Genomic DNA, 16,792 nt, shown 5'->3' with positions numbered 1-16,792 from the left:
ATAGCCGTTAATCCGCTGGCTGTCAACGGCTATCGGCCTCCCTGGTGTCATTTTGTACTAAAGCAATCAGAGTGCAGGGAAGCTGCGGTGGCTGACCACTGTTGACCGGATGTAATTTTTTCTCTTCATCCAGGCTGAACAGTGGGATAGCTCTCTGATTTTTCTCCAGATAATCATCCCAGCCAAAGTTTTCCCCAAGCCTGGTCGCTTTAATGGTTGCTCCCGAGGAAATTAAGCGGCTCAGATGGCCGAAAGTATATTCCGGACTGAACAAGGTTTCCTGGCGACGGAAGCGCGGGCTTTCACGGTCATTTTTACCACGGCTGGCTATGCCACTTCCCGAGCGTATGGCGGTGACCTTATTTTTCCCCAGAATATGGCTGAAATGATACGCGGCCAGGGCATTCTGATGCCGGTTAGAAGACATCGCCAGTACCCGGGAGGTGGTATTCAGATCCAGGTAGTTTTCTGCATGTTCCGACCAGGCATAACCAAAGTAAGCGGGGAGCCCTTCCATCCGTGCCTGACGATAGTTTTCCCAGCTGTTATCAGTCACCTGAACCGGAAGATCCTGCTTTTGTAGCGCCAGCGCCAGCGCCCGTGCGACAGCATTTGCTCCGACAATCAGTACGCCGCGTGGCTGTTTTTTCTGTACCCGTAACCAGCGGGCCATCGGCAGGCTGGTCAGGCTCTGTAATACCACCGTACCGATAATGATAGCGAACACGACGCTGACCAGCCTCTCCGCCCCGGGATAGCCATTTTTTGCCAGCGTCAAGGCAAACAGCGAACTGACCGCCGCGGCCACGATACCGCGTGGGGCAATCCAGCACAGTAATAACCTGTCACGCCAGTGCAGTGAGGATCCCAGAGTCGATGCCGCAATACATAACGGACGGGCTACAAACTGAATCACTAACAGCACGCCGACCAGCGGCCAGCCCATGGCGAATAGCCCTCCGATATCGACCCTTGCGGCCAGAATAATAAACAGTCCTGAGATCAGCAGTGCCGACAGTTGTTCCTTAAACTCGATGATATCAGTCAGGTCCAGGTCTCGCATATTTGCCAGCCAGATACCCATGACGGTCACGGTGAGCAGCCCGGACTCATCTGCCAGCAGATTAGACAGACCAAACACCCCGAGCATAATGGCCAGTACCGCGAAGTTTTGCAGATAGCCCGGTAGCCAGACTCTGCGTAACGCAATTCCGGTAACCCAGCCGGCAATTGCGCCAATGGCCAAACCTACCCCAACCGTTTTACCCAGGGTCATAAACAGATGAGTGTAGGACTCTGACTTCTGGTGCAATACGATAAATTCAAAGACCAGCAGCGTGAAGATAGCCCCGACCGGGTCAATAATTATCCCTTCCCAGCGCAGGACCTGGTTGATGGCATTTTTCGGGCGCACGACCCGCATCAGGGGAGCAATCACCGTTGGGCCGGTCACCACAGTGACGGCACCCACCAGTGCTGACAAACCCGCTGGCAGATGTAACAAAAACAGGCAGGCAAGGCTAATCACCAGGAAGGTAATCAACATTCCGATGCTGACCAGGTTACGCACGACTCCGCCAAGACCGCGAATTTCTTCAAAACGCAGGGTAAGCGCACCTTCGAACAAGATTATTGCTACAGATAGTGATACCAAAGGGAACAGTAAATTTCCAAATAACAGGTCCGGTTGTAAAACGTGAGTCACAGGTCCGAGCAAAATACCGAAAACTAACAACGGTAAAATGGCCGGTAAACGCAGCAACCATGCCAGCCACTGGGCAGCCAGCGAACTGATGCCAATAATGACTAATAATATCGGGGCCGATAACGCCATAAATTTTTTTCCTTTCAACAGCAAGAGTCGTCATACTGAGTCTAATTTTACGCCAGGGTGGCCGCTGACTTCAGCCACGTCGGGGGTAATTGTTTAATCATAGCTTCACTTTGTGGCAATGTATGACTGCGGTCAGCATATCCTGAAGTGAATTTATGCTGAAGCCAGATTCACAGTTCATTAATCAATAAGAGTGTTGTTATGAAAAATATTAATCCGACACAAACTGATGCATGGAAGGCGCTACAACAGCATTTCTCCACTATGAAAGATGTGAGCATTGCTGAACACTTCGCTCAGGAACCTCAACGATTCTCCAAATTCTCCGCCACTTTCGATGATCAAATTCTCATCGATTATTCTAAAAACCGTATCAATGCCGAAACTCTGGAGAAACTGCTGGCACTGGCAAAAGAAACCGATCTGAGTGGATCGATTGCCTCGATGTTCTCTGGTGAGAAGATCAACCGTACCGAAGATCGCGCGGTGTTGCATGTTGCATTACGTAACCGTAGTAATACCCCGATCCTTGTGGATGGCAAAGATGTCATGCCGGAAGTTAATGCGGTGCTGGAGAAGATGAAAAGCTTCTCTGAACGTATTATCAGTGGGGAATGGAAAGGCTATACCGGCAAACCTATTACTGATGTTGTTAATATCGGCATCGGTGGTTCAGACTTAGGGCCGTATATGGTCACAGAAGCTCTGCGTCCCTATAAAAACCACCTGAATATGCATTTCGTTTCCAATGTCGACGGCACTCATATTGCTGAAACATTGCGGGATCTGAGCCCGGAAACCACTCTGTTCCTGGTGGCTTCAAAAACCTTCACTACCCAGGAAACCATGACCAACGCCCACAGCGCCCGCGACTGGTTCCTGGCCAGTGCCGGTGATGAAAAGTACGTTGCCAGCCATTTTGCGGCCCTGTCGACCAATGCGAAAGCGGTATCCGAATTTGGTATTGATACCGACAACATGTTTGAATTCTGGGACTGGGTGGGCGGTCGCTACTCATTATGGTCAGCGATTGGCCTGTCAATTATTCTGTCGGTAGGTTTTGAGAATTTTGAGCAGTTGCTGAGTGGTGCCCACGCCATGGACCAGCACTTTGCCAATACACCGGCAGAAAAAAACCTGCCAGTGCTGCTGGCACTGATTGGTATCTGGTATAACAACTTCTACGGTACAGAAACAGAAGCCATTCTGCCTTACGACCAGTATATGCACCGTTTCGCAGCTTATTTCCAGCAAGGTAATATGGAGTCTAACGGTAAATATGTTGACCGTACCGGCAATGCTGTCGATTATCAGACCGGACCGATTATCTGGGGTGAACCTGGCACGAACGGTCAGCATGCGTTCTACCAACTGATTCATCAGGGCACCAAAATTATCCCTTGTGATTTTATTGCCCCAGCCATCACTCATAATGCACTCAGCGATCATCACCCGAAACTACTGTCTAACTTCTTTGCTCAGACCGAAGCTTTGGCGTTTGGTAAATCACGTGAAGTGGTAGAGAAAGAGTTTACTGACGCAGGTAAAACTGCCGCTGAAGTCGCACACATTGTGCCGTTCAAAGTGTTTGAAGGTAATCGCCCCACTAACTCAATCCTGCTGCGTGAGATAACGCCTTTCTCACTGGGTGCATTGATTGCTCTGTATGAGCATAAAATCTTCACCCAGGGTTCAATTCTTAACATCTTCACGTTTGATCAGTGGGGGGTTGAACTCGGCAAACAACTGGCTAACCGGATCCTGCCTGAACTGGGTGGTGATGAAAAAGTCAGCAGCCATGACAGTTCTACTAATGGTCTGATTAACCGTTATAAAGAATGGCGTTAACATCTAATTAACGGTTTAAAAACAAAGCGGCAGCAGTGCCGCTTTTTTTTATGTCCTCGTCAAAGGAATACTGCAAGCCGTACCGGGATACGCTATTGTGCGGATCGACAGTTTGGTAGTTTTTGCAGGTTTATTTTTTTGGGGGGCTGTATGTCAACATCAGAAAATGCAGATAAGAGTTCGCTGGGCGGGATTATCGCTTCAGTTTTACAGTGGATACTCAATATCGGCCTGATTGCGCTGGCAATCATTTTAGTCATCTTTCTCGGTAAAGAAACGCTGCATCTGGCTAACGTGTTGTTTCATACCGGAGAAGAATCTTCATCCTATTTGCTGATAGAAGGGATTGTCATTTACTTCCTGTATTTTGAGTTCATTGCTCTGATTGTGAAGTATTTTCAGTCCGGATTTCATTTCCCGCTGCGCTATTTTATCTATATTGGTGTGACGGCGATCATCCGTTTAATTATTGTTGACCATAAAAACCCTTTTGATACGTTATGCTACTCCGCTGCGCTGCTGATTCTGGTTGGGACCCTGTGGCTGGCGAACTCTAAACGACTGAAAAGAGAATAGTCAGCCCTTCGAATTCAGATTATGCAGACTCACCGAAGCTTTATGCACAGAAGATCCTGCTTAGCAGTTGTGAGTCTGCTATAGTGCCGCAGTGAAATACTCTGTAGCGCTGTCAGCAGTAGCCGTAGCGACAATAACTGATTTTCCGGGAACCCGAATGTCTGTACAGGAACTTCTCAAACTTTACCAGCTTCAATGGCTGCCACCGGGCACGCCGGAGTTGCCCCCCCGGGCCAGAAGCTGGCTGTTTGAGGAAGGTTCGATGACGGTCAGGCTGGAGTCATATTGCCAGTCGTTGACTGTTGATGTGCTGCGGGAAGGATTTATCGACAGTCAGTTATTACTGCCGCATGAAGCAGAGGTCTCCGGATTTGACCACGAACAGCGTTACTGGCTGCGTGAAGTCGTTCTCAGCGGCGATAACAGTCCGTGGCTGATGGGGCGAACTGTTCTGCCGGAATCTACTCTGACAGGCCGGGAGGTTGCACTAACCTCGCTCGGGGAGTCTCCGTTAGGTCGTTACTTATTTTCTTCGCCGTTACTAAGTCGTGATTTTATTCATCCCGGAAAAAATGATGATTTATGGGGCAGATATTCACTACTTCGTCTTTCAGGAAAGCCCCTGATGTTAACCGAGATTTTTCTACCGTCATCTCCCCTGTATCAGGATGGAGTTAAAGGATGACAGGAACTGTGCAGAACACTATAAAAGTAACCAAATTCCAGGCGTACCAGCGTCTGATGCGTATCGACAACCCTATCGGGACTCTGTTGTTATTGTGGCCGACCCTCTGGGCGCTATGGCTGGCCGGGCTGACATTACCACCGTTGTCTGTGCTGGTAGTGTTTGTACTAGGCGTTATCGTGATGCGTGCTGCCGGTTGTGTCATCAATGATTATGCTGACAGAAATGTTGATGGTCATGTGAAACGGACCAAACTACGTCCATTACCCGCCGGACTGGTCACGGAAAAAGAAGCAAAAATATTATTTATCAGTCTGGTGCTGATAGCCTTTTTGCTGGTGCTGACCATGGGCAGTAAAACCGTATTGTTATCTGTCGGGGGAATACTGCTGGCCAGTGCGTATCCGTTTATGAAACGCTATACGCATCTGCCACAGGTAGTGTTGGGGGCCGCATTCGGCTGGGCTATTCCTATGGCGTGGATGGCAGTGAGTGGGTACTTACCTTTAGCCTGCTGGCTGGTATTTCTGGCCAATGTCTGCTGGACAGTGGCGTATGATACACTGTACGCGATGGTGGATCGCGATGATGACCTGAAGATTGGTGTCAAATCGACGGCAATTCTGTTTGGCCGGCATGACAAACTGATTATTGGTCTGTTGCAGATAGCTACCCTGGTGCTGCTGGTGATTGTCGGCCGCTTACTGGGACTGAATGGCTGGTTTTATCTTTCGCTGGTAGTGGCTGCTGGTTTGTTTGTCTATCAGCAGCGTCTGGCTGCAGGCCGCGACAGAGATGCCTGCTTCCAGGCTTTTCTGAATAATAATCATGTCGGGCTGGTCATTTTTGGCGGTATCGCTCTGAGTACTTTGCCGTTTATTAATCTGATGTAGCCAGCCGGTACAGGCGAAAAAAGAGCGCTCCTGTCACGGGGCGCCCTTTTTACTGGCAGCAGAATAACCGGCAGTTATTCGCTATCGCTGGCAATGCCATTTTCGATGGTCTGACGGACATCACTGGTGGTCAGGTCCAACAGAATTTTACGCATCATCCCGGTTTTTTCCTGGTCAGCATCATCTTTATCGCTGATATAGCCTTCGTCTCGCAAAGTAAGTACTAACCCGGTAAATACCGCCTTATCGAAAAACTCCGGGGCATTGATTCCGTGAAGTACTGACAGTCGCTGTGCCAGCGTCCGGCTCTCTTTTTCCAGCGTTCCCCGGTTCATCGATGGTTTGGCATTCAGAATGCCAAAGGTAATCGCATAGCGTTGCAATGTCTCCCTGACACCGGCAGCCAGCAGTCCCAGTACCCGGGCGTTTTCCGGAACGACAGAGAAGTGATCATTGTGGCGGGAAATCAGTTGCTGACTGACCAGCTCATCGCACAGACTGTCAATGACCTCCGGCAATTCTACGATTTCCCAACGCAGAAATAACTCACTCTTCAGCATCGGATAAATCAGCGTGACCTGATGCAGTAAAGCCTCTCTGCTAAGTGTTGTATGCTGCTGAATAATCGCGGCAATCAGAGAAGGCATCACCAGCAGATGCAGAATATTATTCCGGTAATAGGTCATCAATACTGCCTGTTCTTTCGGCAGGATGATCATCTCACCAATGTTGTCGTGTTCGATAGTGAATTTATTCATGCTCATGGCATGCTCGATTAATGCCTGAGCACTCATCTCAGGAACCGTGGTGCCGCTGGTATAAGGCACGTTCCGCAATAACCGGGTGTAACATTCCAGCTGCTCAAGCAGTTGTTCACGGGTCAGTGAACGTTGCGGTGAGGCCAGCAGCGCGGTTACACACAGATTCATGGCGTTAGCGGCGCCAGCATTGTTAATCCGTACCATCACCTGGCGGGCAATGTCATTGACGACCGGGGTCATCCATGCCGGACGTTGGGGGTCTATCGGGTCGATGGCTTCGCGCCATTCCGGAACGTTATTGTTCAGGTAGTTAACCAGCGGCAGTGGTTCGCCGAAGTTAACATAGCCCTGCCCGAGGTTACGAAGCTTGCGCAATCCGCGCAACATCTGCCACAGGCTCTCTTTCTCTTTGGTCGCCCCGCGCAACTCTTTGGCATAAGTCGCCACTTCCATCACGTGTTCGTAACCAATGTAGATGGGCACTAACGTGATGGGTCGGTTTCCACCGCGCAGCATCGCCTGCAGGGTCATGGTCAGGGTACCCGTTTTCGGCTCAAGTAACCGTCCGGTACGGGAACGACCGCCTTCAACAAAGTACTCTACCGAATAACCACGGCTGAACAATTCACCGAGGTATTCACGAAATACCGTGGAGTAGAGTTTGTTACCTTTAAAGGTCCGACGGATAAAGAAGGCACCCAGATGACGGAATACAGGTCCGGCCGGCCAAAAGTTCAGGTTAATCCCGGCGGCAATATGCGGGGGCACCAACCCCTGATGATAAAGTACATAGGAGAGCAGCAGATAATCCATATGGCTGCGATGACAGGGAACATAGACCAGTTCATGGCCATCCTGGGCCAACTGACGAATACGTTCGCCGCCGCTGACGTTAATCCCTTTATATAACCGGCTCCAGAGCCAGCCCATCACGCGATCGGTAATGCGGATAGCTTCATAGGTGAAATCGGCGGCAATCTCTTCCATCATGGCCACGGCATTCTTTTGGGCCATATCGTAGGAAATCTTCTTACTGCGAGCCTCGTCCTCCACGGCCTTGGCAATAGCTTTCGATTGTAGCAGCTTATTGAACAGATCCTGACGAGCAGGAAGCCGCGGACCCACGGCGGCCAGCCGTTGGCGGGCAAAATGGATGTGGGCCACCCGGGATAACTTATGGGCAATGGACTGATCAGTCCCATGTTCATCGGCCATCTGCCGCAGAGAAACTTTTGGCGAGAAGCGCACAAAACTATCCCGGCCAAGCCACAGGATAGCGAAGAATTTCTGTACCCCGTTCAGCTCGCGCAGTAACGGGGTATTTTCTCCCTGGGTCTCTTTACCCGGAGCACGACCGAACATCACCGATACCGGAACCAGCTGAACATCCAGTGCCGGATTATTGCGGTGCAGATCCAGGTAATCATGGAATATTTTGACGGTTTCCTGATTCGGAGTGAAATAGGGCAGTAACCGTGGTCCGTCATGGATAAACACATGACGTGGCAGGAAATGGCCATCTATTTCAACGGGCAGCAATGGATCAGGCAGGTCATGCTTCAGGCACTGCTCCCGCATCGCCATGAGATCGGCTTTGGAATCGTACGGAAATACATAGATAATAGGACGTGTGGGATCCAGACCCAGTTCAGAGACAGGATCTCCCGGTATCACCTTGCTTTTCACCAGCAAAGATAATGGAAAACTCAGTAATTTATAATAAAGTTTACGCCAACCTGACATAGACAAATCTGTAGCCTCTTATGTTAGCAAAGCGGCGCAAGCATACCAGAAACTGCAAAGAATATCTGTGAGGATGCAAGTAAACATGTCTGAGATTGACGGAAATTTTATTCTGAAAAGGAGTAACCCCTGATGGCGGGTGCAACAGGAGGATGGCGACGGGTCATTAAAGCTGCAGGCTACTCGTGGCAGGGATTGCGCGCAGCATGGCAACATGAAGCTGCCTTCCGACAGGAAACTGTGCTCGCGATTATGGCGGTGATTATTGCTGCCTGTCTGAAAGTGGATACGGTCTCGCGTATTTTGCTGATTGGGTCAGTGGTACTGGTGATTATCGTCGAAATTCTCAACAGTGCTATTGAGGCGGTGGTCGACCGTTTTGGCCCGGAACTTCATCCGTTGTCCGGCCGCGCGAAGGATATGGGGTCAGCGGCAGTATTTATCGCTTTACTGCTGGCGGCCTTTGTCTGGATTTCTGTGCTATGGCAGTGGTGGTGAACGGTGGAATAGTCACCGACAGTTGTTTGTTTTATGACGGTTTTTAGTTTTCATTTCCCAAATACCTGTATATACTCACAGCGACTGTATAAACAACCAGGGGGCGGGATGAAAGCATTAACCAGCAGGCAGCAGCAGGTCTATGACCTGATTCGCGACCATATTCACCAGACAGGGATGCCACCGACTCGTGCTGAAATTGCTTCCCGGCTGGGATTCCGCTCTCCAAATGCTGCCGAAGAGCATCTGAAAGCTCTGGCCCGTAAGGGGGTCATTGAGATTGTTTCAGGCGCTTCACGGGGGATCCGACTGCTGATGGAAGAAGAGACAGCAGAAGGATTACCGCTGATTGGCCGTGTCGCCGCCGGCGAGCCATTGTTAGCTGAGCAGCATATCGAAAGCCATTTTCAGGTTGACCCGGCCCTGTTTAAGCCGGCGGCTGATTTTCTGCTGAGAGTCAGCGGCACTTCGATGAAAGACATTGGTATCATGGATGGCGATCTGCTGGCTGTCCATAAGACTCAGGATGTTCGAAACGGCCAGGTCGTGGTCGCCAGAATTGACGATGAAGTGACGGTTAAACGCTGGAAAAAACAGGGGAACACGGTACATCTTCTGCCGGAAAACAGTGAGTTTTCACCGATTGTGGTCGATGTCCGCGAGCAAAACCTGACAGTAGAAGGCCTCGCCGTGGGTGTTATCCGCAATGGTGAATGGCTGTAAACTGCCCTGATCTGTTCCGGCTTCTGGCCGGTATTGTAATCACGGCAATACGGGGGCGTTCTGAAGCAACGACCCCCGTGCCCGAAAGGTTAAGGCCAGCCTGCCTTAATCAGCATTCTGTAAAATAACCTCTCCCCATTGCCGTATACAGCCGCAGGATAGTCCATGTCTTTTTTTAACCGCACCGATAAACAACTCTGGCGACTGGCGCTGCCGATGATCCTGTCTAATATCTCCGTGCCGTTACTGGGACTGGTCGATACTGCGGTGATTGGCCATCTGAACAGTGCGATTTATCTGGGCGGGGTAGCTGTAGCAACCACGATTACCAGTTTTCTGTTTATGTTATTGCTTTTCCTGCGAATGAGTACCACCGGGCTGACGGCCCAGGCGTGGGGTGGAAAAAATAATCCGGCACTGGTTCGGGCACTGGTGCAGCCGATGATTGTCAGCCTGCTGGCAGGTCTGTTGTTTTTATTGTTTCGGCAACCGCTTAGTCATCTCGCCACCCTGGTAATTGGCGGCGACCCTGCCATCCTGTATCAGGCCCGTGAGTTTATTGATGTCCGCTGGCTGAGTGCACCGGCAACATTTGCTAATCTGGTCATTCTGGGCTGGTTGCTTGGGGTTCAGTATGCCAGAGCACCGGTCATTCTGTTGGTCGCCGGTAATCTGGTGAATATTATTCTGGAGCTACTGCTGGTACTGCATCTGCACATGGGGGTACGGGGCGCAGCCGGAGCCACTGTGATAGCCGAATATGTAACATTGCTGACCGGGATGGTGCTGGTATGGCGTGTACTGGCCCGGCAGGGAATTGATCCGCGCTCACTGCCGGGAGCCTGGCGGGGAGATATCAAACGAGTGCTGGGGCTGAACCGCGATATTTTACTGCGCTCATTGTTGCTGCAACTCTGTTTCGCCTCGCTGACTATGACAGGGGCCAGGCTGGGGGGCGATATTGTGGCGGTGAATGCTTTACTAATGATGTTTCTGTCGTTTACCTCCTATGCTCTCGATGGGTTTGCTTATGCGGTGGAGGCGGTCTCCGGTGAGGCCTATGGTGCGCGGCAAGCAGGGCGGTTACCTGAAGTCTGGCATGCTTCCTGTCGGCAGGCTGGCATCGTAGCGGTGGCATTTTCACTGATTTATGCCCTTGCAGGCCCCTGGATTATCGATATGCTGACCTCCTTACCCTCATTGCGCCAACTGGCCGACCATTACCTGATCTGGCAGATCATTCTCCCCCTTGCAGGCGTAGGGTGTTATCTGCTGGACGGATTATTTGTTGGTGCTACCCGGGGGAAAGAGATGCGTAACAGTATGGCGGTGGCTGCTGCAGGTTTCGGTCTGACCCTGTGTACGGTTCCCTGGCTGGGAAACCACGGGGTATGGCTGGCGTTATGTGTATTTATGTTACTGCGCGGAATTACGTTGTGGAGACGCTGGAATTATCATCAGCGTCATCAGAGCTGGTTTACTCCCTGACACCTTCCGGCACATGCCTATCGTCCGGGACGAATTTTCGTCTCAATAGTATGATCATGCTGGCAATGATCCTGGCTCTCACAGGCAGCAATTTCTGCACATTTTTCGCATAAACCATGCACTTCAATGACGGTATGACGCAGCGTAAAACACGCCAGTTTGGCCTGGGTGCCAATCAGTTTTTCAACACCTTCTGCATGCCGTTCACTGACAGAAGCGCAATGATCGCAAATCAGCATCACTGAAGTATGAGAAGGATGTTCAAAATGCGGGCAGACAACATAGCTGTTGTTTGAGGCCACCCGGTGAATAAAGCCCTGTTCCAGCAGGAAATCCAAAGCACGGTAGACTGTCGGCGGCTTAGCCTGCGGCTCACTAATCCGTAATTTATCCAGCAGGTCATAAGCACTGATGGCACCATACTGTTCAGCCATCAGGCGTAACACTTCAGCACGCTGGGGAGTCATACGCACCCCACGTTTCTGGCAAAGGCTCTGCGCCTCAGCAATAATCTGTGCAGGAAGTTGTTTTTGCATGATAGCTTTCTCCGACAAATGGTCTCCGGTAAACAACCATCTTAGCATGACTGGCGTTTTAATGTTGGTGATGTGTGTCGGCAGCGGAGTCCCGCGAGGAGCAGAGGAAAAAAGTTGCTTACTGAGTCTCTGAATCGGGTCACGCCCGGCTTGTTTCTGTTTTGAACCACTGGTCGGGTATTAGTTGACGGGCCTGACGCTAATTTATGCTATTATCCTGCACCTGATCGCAATCCACAGCAATTTAACGATGATTTCATGAATATTCAGACCGATACCCCTTTGGCTCAGACCCCGCTCCCGTCGGAAAACGCGAATGCTGTTTTTCAGTCAGATCGCTTTTCCGTAGCACCCATGCTGGACTGGACTGACAGGCACTGCCGCTATTTCCATCGCAAGCTGACGGCTGAGACATTGTTGTACACTGAGATGGTGACTACCGGCGCGATTATCCATGGAAAAGGGGATTATCTGGCTTTTTCTCAGGAAGAGCAGCCTGTAGCCTTGCAGTTAGGTGGCAGTGACCCGCAAGCACTGGCGGAGTGTGCCCGTCTGGCAGAACAGCGGGGCTATAGCGAGATTAACCTGAATGTAGGATGCCCGTCTGACAGGGTGCAGAATGGTCGTTTCGGGGCCTGTCTGATGGCCGAAGCTGAGTTGGTGGCCCGTTGTATTAAAGCGATGCGTGAGGTTGTGACTATTCCTGTGACGGTAAAAACCCGTATCGGGATCGACGCTCAGGATAGCTATCAGTTCCTTTGTGATTTTATCGGTACGGTAGCTGACCAGGGAGGCTGCGGTTCTTTTACTCTGCATGCCCGTAAGGCCTGGCTTTCCGGTCTGAGTCCGAAACAAAACCGTGAAGTTCCCCCCCTGGATTATCCACGGGTGTATCAGCTTAAACGTGATTTCCCACAGCTGCGGATGGGAATCAACGGCGGCATAAAAACTCTGGAAGAAGCAAAGATGCATTTGCAGCATATGGATGGTGTGATGATGGGTCGTGAGGCCTACCAGAATCCAGGGTTGCTGGCTCAGGTGGATCAGCAAATTTTTGGTGTGAATACCCCGGTACCTGATGCTGCGGAAGTGGTTCGCTCAATGTACCCTTATATTGAAGCTGAACTCAGCCAGGGAACTTACCTTGGGCACATTACCCGCCATATGCTGGGGCTGTTCCAGGGAATTCCGGGGGCAAGACAATGGCGTCGCCATTTAAGTGAAAATGCGCATAAACCCGGCGCTGATGTTCGCGTGGTTGAGCAGGCATTGTCGCTGGTGGCAGACCGTTGATGATTTACCGGAGATGTTCCGGCAAACATAGCCTGAATTTCACACCACTCTTTAGTGATTTTCACCACCCCGACTGAACCTCTGAATTATTTTTTTATTAAATTTCAGTGAGTTATTTATTCCACTGGCTGGCACGATTCTTGTAATACTCCTCACAGTCTGAAAGTGAACATTATTCGCTGAGGAGTGGATCATGGAATTATTATTTGTTGCCGGTTTTTTTGTTATGTTGCTGCTGACCGGTGTGTCGGTGATCGGTGTTCTGGTTGCTTTGCTGGTGGGAACCCTGTTGATGCTACTGTCGGGTTTCCTGTTTATTGCCCTGAAACTGCTTCCCTGGTTATTACTGGCGGTGGCGGTTGCCTGGATCTGGCAGACGTTTGGCCGTTCTCGCTCCGTACAAACAGGAAACCGACGGTTTGACAAAACTATGTCAAAAATCAACAGGATGAACCGGCGCTGGTAACCACCGGATGTTTTACCGGCATTGCACCAACAATCTTCGGAAATGTGAAACAGAACAAGCTTTTTACTGAAAAAATCTGCGATGATATTTCCAGATGTTCACAGGAATTTATCGCTCTGACCCTACACCAGCGCGAACTAAAAATAAAAATAGGGCTTCCAGATGGAAGCCCTTTTACATTGCCAGAAATAAATATCTGAAGATAGCTCAGGGGATCAACAAGCTGGAGCCGCGGGTCGCCCGACTCTCTAACTGGCGATGGGCTTCTGCCGCATCTTTGAGTGCAAATTTCTGGTTCTCCGGAACATCGACTTTGATCGCTCCGCTGGCCAGCAGGGTAAACAGCTCATGGCTGGCGGCATCCAGTTCGGTGGCGTTAGTGATATAGCCAAACAATGATGGCCGGGTGACAAACAGCGAGCCTTTCTGGTTAAGGATTGCCAGATTTACCCCGGTGACCGGGCCGGAAGAGTTTCCGAAACTGACCATGAGTCCGCGTCGTTGCAGGCTGTCCAGTGACGCCTCCCAGGTATCATGACCCACCGAGTCATAAACAACCGGCACTTTTTTACTATCAGTCAACTCGCGGACCCGCTCCGCAATATTCTCTTCCCTGTAGTTAATGGTCGCCCACGCCCCGGCATCGGTAGCAATTTTGGCTTTTTCCGCTGAACCCACGGTACCAATTAACCGGGCACCCAGCGCTTTGGCCCACTGGCAGGCAATCAGGCCCACCCCACCGGCGGCGGCATGGAACAGAAAGGTTTCACCGGCAGTGATCGGGTAGGTCTGGCGTAGCAGATACTGGACTGTCAGCCCTTTCAGGAAAGAGGCTGCTGCCTGCTCATAGGAAATACTGTCCGGTAACCGCACCAGGCGATCTTCATTCACGATATGGCTTTCACTGTAGGCCCCGGCCGTCGACTGAGCATAAACTACACGGTCGCCCGGTTTCACGCGGCTGACGGAGTGACCTGTACGGGTCACAATCCCGGCAGCTTCGGTGCCCAGACCTGCCGGCAGTGAGGGCGGGGGATATAATCCACTGCGGAAATAGGTATCGATATAGTTAATACCAATGGCTTTGTTTTCTACCACAACTTCATGCTCACCGGGCTCCGGCAGAGAAAATGATGACCACTCCAGAACTTCCGGCCCGCCATGTCGGGCATACTGAATACGGTTTAGCATAACAGCTCCTGTGAAAACGTGGTGAACGCCCGGAGTACAGGGCGACAATCCAGTGAAAAAAAAAGTATACTGTGGCGCCCCTTGTTTAACACTGGTAATGACATTCACTATGGCAGGAAATAAACCCACGAACAAATCCAATGAAACCCGCGACCGTCAGCTGGAAGGGGTAAAAATGCCCCCGCATTCTGTTGAAGCCGAACAGTCGGTGCTTGGGGGATTGATGCTGGATAATGCGCGCTGGGATAATGTTTCCGAGCGGGTGGTCGCCGAAGATTTTTATAGCCGGCCGCATCGGTTAATTTTTTCCGAGATGCAGCGTTTGCTGGAGCTGGGACAGCCGATTGATCTGATTACCCTGTCAGAGTCACTCGAAACCCGTGGTGAACTGGAAATGGTCGGGGGGTTTGCCTATCTGGCGGAACTGGCAAAAAATACCCCGAGTGCAGCCAACATTGGTGCCTATGCGGATATTGTCCGTGAACGTGCGGTAGTACGTGAAATGATTTCGGTAGCTAACGAAATCGCAGATGCAGGCTTTGATCCTCAAGGGCGCAGTAGTGAGGATCTTCTGGATCTTGCCGAATCCAGTGTGTTTAAAATTGCCGAAAAACGATCCAATAAAGACGATGGCCCGCAGAATATTGAACAGGTTCTGGAAGCTACCATCAACCGTATTGAATCTCTGGTCGGCACTCCTCACGATGGGGTGACAGGGGTAGACACCGGTTATCAGGATCTGAATAAAAAAACCGCCGGGTTACAGGGATCGGACTTAATCATTGTGGCAGCACGTCCGTCGATGGGGAAAACGACTTTTGCCATGAACCTGTGTGAGAACGCCGCGATGTTGCAGGATAAACCGGTGCTGATTTTCAGTCTCGAGATGCCCAGCGAACAGCTGATGATGCGTATGCTGGCCTCCTTATCAAGGGTGGACCAGACCCGGATTCGTACCGGACAACTGGATGATGAGGACTGGTCACGTATTTCCGGCACTATGGGCATTCTGCTGGAAAAGAAAAATATGTTTATTGATGACTCTTCCGGTCTGACTCCTACCGAGGTGCGTTCACGTGCACGACGTATCTTCCGGGAAAATGGCGGGTTGAGCATGATTATGATCGACTACCTGCAACTGATGCGGGTACCCTCGCTTTCTGATAACCGTACGCTGGAAATTGCCGAAATATCCCGTTCACTGAAAGCGCTGGCAAAAGAACTGAATGTGCCGGTGGTGGCCCTGTCACAGCTTAACCGTTCTCTTGAACAACGTGCTGATAAACGGCCGGTCAACTCAGACTTACGTGAATCCGGTTCGATTGAGCAGGATGCGGATTTAATCATGTTTATTTACCGGGATGAGGTCTATCACGAAAACAGCGACCTGAAAGGTATTGCTGAAATCATCCTTGGTAAACAGCGTAATGGTCCTATTGGTACAGTCAGACTCACCTTTAATGGTCAGTGGTCGCGTTTTGATAACTATGCCGGCCCTCAGTATGATGACGAGTAACCGAAATTACGGGGCTGACTGATTAAAAATAGTGTTGGACAACCCCCTAAAAAATACGCTTATCTGTGACGATGTATTGAAAGCATCACGGAATAACAGATGACCAGAATTGATGATTACGATATTAAAATTCTCACCCTGCTGCAGTCGAATGGCCGGCTGACTAATCAGGAGCTGAGTGATCTGGTGGGGTTATCCGCTTCCCAGTGTTCCAGGCGGCGTATTCATCTGGAACAAACCGATAAAATTCTCGGCTATTACGCCAGGCTGTCGCCGGACGCGATTGGTCCGGAAATCACCGGACTCATCGAAGTCCGGCTAATGAACCACACCCCATCCTACGTGAATGATTTTCATCAGCATGTTGCGGCTAATCCCGCCATTACCGATGCCTATAAAACCACCGGAGACGCCGACTATTTGCTGAAAGTGACCGTGGGAGATCTTAACTCCCTGAGTGCGTTGATCAGTCAGCTGGTGGCGGGTCATCAGAGTGTTGCCCATGTGAAAACATCAGTGATACTTAACCGTATAAAAGAAGGTGGGATCATGCTGCAAGGCAGCGATCTCCCGACGTAATAATCAACTACAGTTAACTATTGTCGTGCATTATTTGCCAGTAAGTGCATAAATAGTGCATCAGGATTCACAGTGATGCACGAAATGAAGGTCACTTTTTCAGGGATTAACCCTGCGTCGGCTCCTGACATCTGTAATATCAATAAGATAATAACCCGCACT

General features: G+C 50.6%; 15 protein-coding genes. 11 read left to right on the top strand and 4 right to left on the bottom strand.

What is annotated here, in order from left to right; genetic code table 11:
- Positions 1-22 precede the first annotated feature (22 nt).
- Positions 23-1,834: a cation:proton antiporter gene (locus tag B3Z23_RS05855; protein ID WP_294902916.1), complete on the bottom strand. Its 1,812-nt coding sequence runs from the start codon at positions 1,832-1,834 to the stop codon at positions 23-25.
- Positions 1,835-2,035: 201 nt separating this feature from the next.
- Between B3Z23_RS05855 and pgi the strand changes: the two genes are divergently transcribed.
- The 4 genes from pgi to ubiA all read left to right on the top strand — a co-directional run bounded on the left by pgi (position 2,036) and on the right by ubiA (position 5,836).
- On the top strand, positions 2,036-3,682 hold the full coding sequence (gene pgi, locus B3Z23_RS05850) for a glucose-6-phosphate isomerase (protein WP_294902914.1): 1,647 nt from the start codon (positions 2,036-2,038) through the stop codon (positions 3,680-3,682).
- Positions 3,683-3,832: 150 nt separating this feature from the next.
- Entirely contained in the window at positions 3,833-4,258 is a 426-nt protein-coding gene (gene psiE / locus B3Z23_RS05845; RefSeq protein ID WP_294902912.1) for a phosphate-starvation-inducible protein PsiE, read from the top strand.
- A gap of 157 nt (positions 4,259-4,415) precedes the next feature.
- Positions 4,416-4,943: a chorismate lyase gene (gene ubiC, locus B3Z23_RS05840; RefSeq protein ID WP_294902910.1), complete on the top strand. Its 528-nt coding sequence runs from the start codon at positions 4,416-4,418 to the stop codon at positions 4,941-4,943.
- Positions 4,940-5,836: a 4-hydroxybenzoate octaprenyltransferase gene (gene ubiA, locus B3Z23_RS05835; protein ID WP_414716464.1), complete on the top strand. Its 897-nt coding sequence runs from the start codon at positions 4,940-4,942 to the stop codon at positions 5,834-5,836. Before ubiC ends, ubiA begins: the two co-directional genes overlap by 4 nt.
- 74 nt (positions 5,837-5,910) lie before the next feature.
- On the opposite strand, the gene plsB is transcribed toward ubiA, so the two are convergent.
- Complete coding sequence (gene plsB / locus B3Z23_RS05830) at positions 5,911-8,340, bottom strand: glycerol-3-phosphate 1-O-acyltransferase PlsB (protein ID WP_294902908.1); 2,430 nt, start codon at positions 8,338-8,340, stop codon at positions 5,911-5,913.
- A gap of 132 nt (positions 8,341-8,472) precedes the next feature.
- Between plsB and B3Z23_RS05825 the strand changes: the two genes are divergently transcribed.
- The 3 genes from B3Z23_RS05825 (at position 8,473) to dinF (ending at position 11,049) form a co-directional block, all read left to right on the top strand.
- A complete protein-coding gene (locus B3Z23_RS05825; RefSeq protein ID WP_294902906.1) occupies positions 8,473-8,838 on the top strand; it encodes a diacylglycerol kinase in 366 nt (121 codons plus the stop codon).
- A 108-nt stretch (positions 8,839-8,946) separates the two neighbouring features.
- Positions 8,947-9,561 (top strand): transcriptional repressor LexA, encoded by a 615-nt coding sequence (gene lexA, locus B3Z23_RS05820; RefSeq protein ID WP_294902903.1) that lies wholly within the window; start codon positions 8,947-8,949, stop codon positions 9,559-9,561.
- Positions 9,562-9,726: 165 nt separating this feature from the next.
- Entirely contained in the window at positions 9,727-11,049 is a 1,323-nt protein-coding gene (gene dinF / locus B3Z23_RS05815) for an MATE family efflux transporter DinF (protein ID WP_294902901.1), read from the top strand.
- 17 nt (positions 11,050-11,066) lie between these two features.
- Here the strand turns inward: dinF and zur are convergent, their stop codons facing one another.
- Positions 11,067-11,585, bottom strand: coding sequence for a zinc uptake transcriptional repressor Zur (gene zur, locus B3Z23_RS05810; RefSeq protein WP_294902899.1), 519 nt, complete (start codon positions 11,583-11,585; stop codon positions 11,067-11,069).
- A 258-nt stretch (positions 11,586-11,843) separates the two neighbouring features.
- Between zur and dusA the strand changes: the two genes are divergently transcribed.
- Positions 11,844-12,878: a tRNA dihydrouridine(20/20a) synthase DusA gene (gene dusA / locus B3Z23_RS05805; RefSeq protein ID WP_294902897.1), complete on the top strand. Its 1,035-nt coding sequence runs from the start codon at positions 11,844-11,846 to the stop codon at positions 12,876-12,878.
- Positions 12,879-13,071: 193 nt separating this feature from the next.
- Positions 13,072-13,344, top strand: coding sequence for an envelope stress response protein PspG (gene pspG, locus B3Z23_RS05800; RefSeq protein ID WP_294902895.1), 273 nt, complete (start codon positions 13,072-13,074; stop codon positions 13,342-13,344).
- 207 nt (positions 13,345-13,551) lie between these two features.
- Here pspG and B3Z23_RS05795 read toward each other — a convergent pair whose 3' ends face one another.
- Entirely contained in the window at positions 13,552-14,535 is a 984-nt protein-coding gene (locus B3Z23_RS05795; protein ID WP_294902893.1) for a quinone oxidoreductase, read from the bottom strand.
- 109 nt (positions 14,536-14,644) lie between these two features.
- On the opposite strand from B3Z23_RS05795, the gene dnaB reads away from it, so the two are divergent.
- The gene (gene dnaB, locus B3Z23_RS05790) at positions 14,645-16,051 is read left to right on the top strand and encodes a replicative DNA helicase (protein ID WP_038023962.1); all 1,407 of its coding nucleotides are present in this window, start codon (positions 14,645-14,647) and stop codon (positions 16,049-16,051) included.
- A 99-nt stretch (positions 16,052-16,150) separates the two neighbouring features.
- Positions 16,151-16,630 carry an Lrp/AsnC family transcriptional regulator gene (locus tag B3Z23_RS05785; RefSeq protein ID WP_294902890.1) on the top strand — a complete coding sequence of 160 codons (480 nt, stop codon included), beginning with the start codon at positions 16,151-16,153 and terminating at the stop codon, positions 16,628-16,630.
- Positions 16,631-16,792 lie beyond the last annotated feature (162 nt).

Source organism: Tatumella sp. UBA2305 (assembly GCF_002345795.1).
Lineage (GTDB): Bacteria > Pseudomonadota > Gammaproteobacteria > Enterobacterales > Enterobacteriaceae > Tatumella > Tatumella morbirosei.
This window is presented reverse-complemented; position numbering and strand designations above follow the sequence as displayed.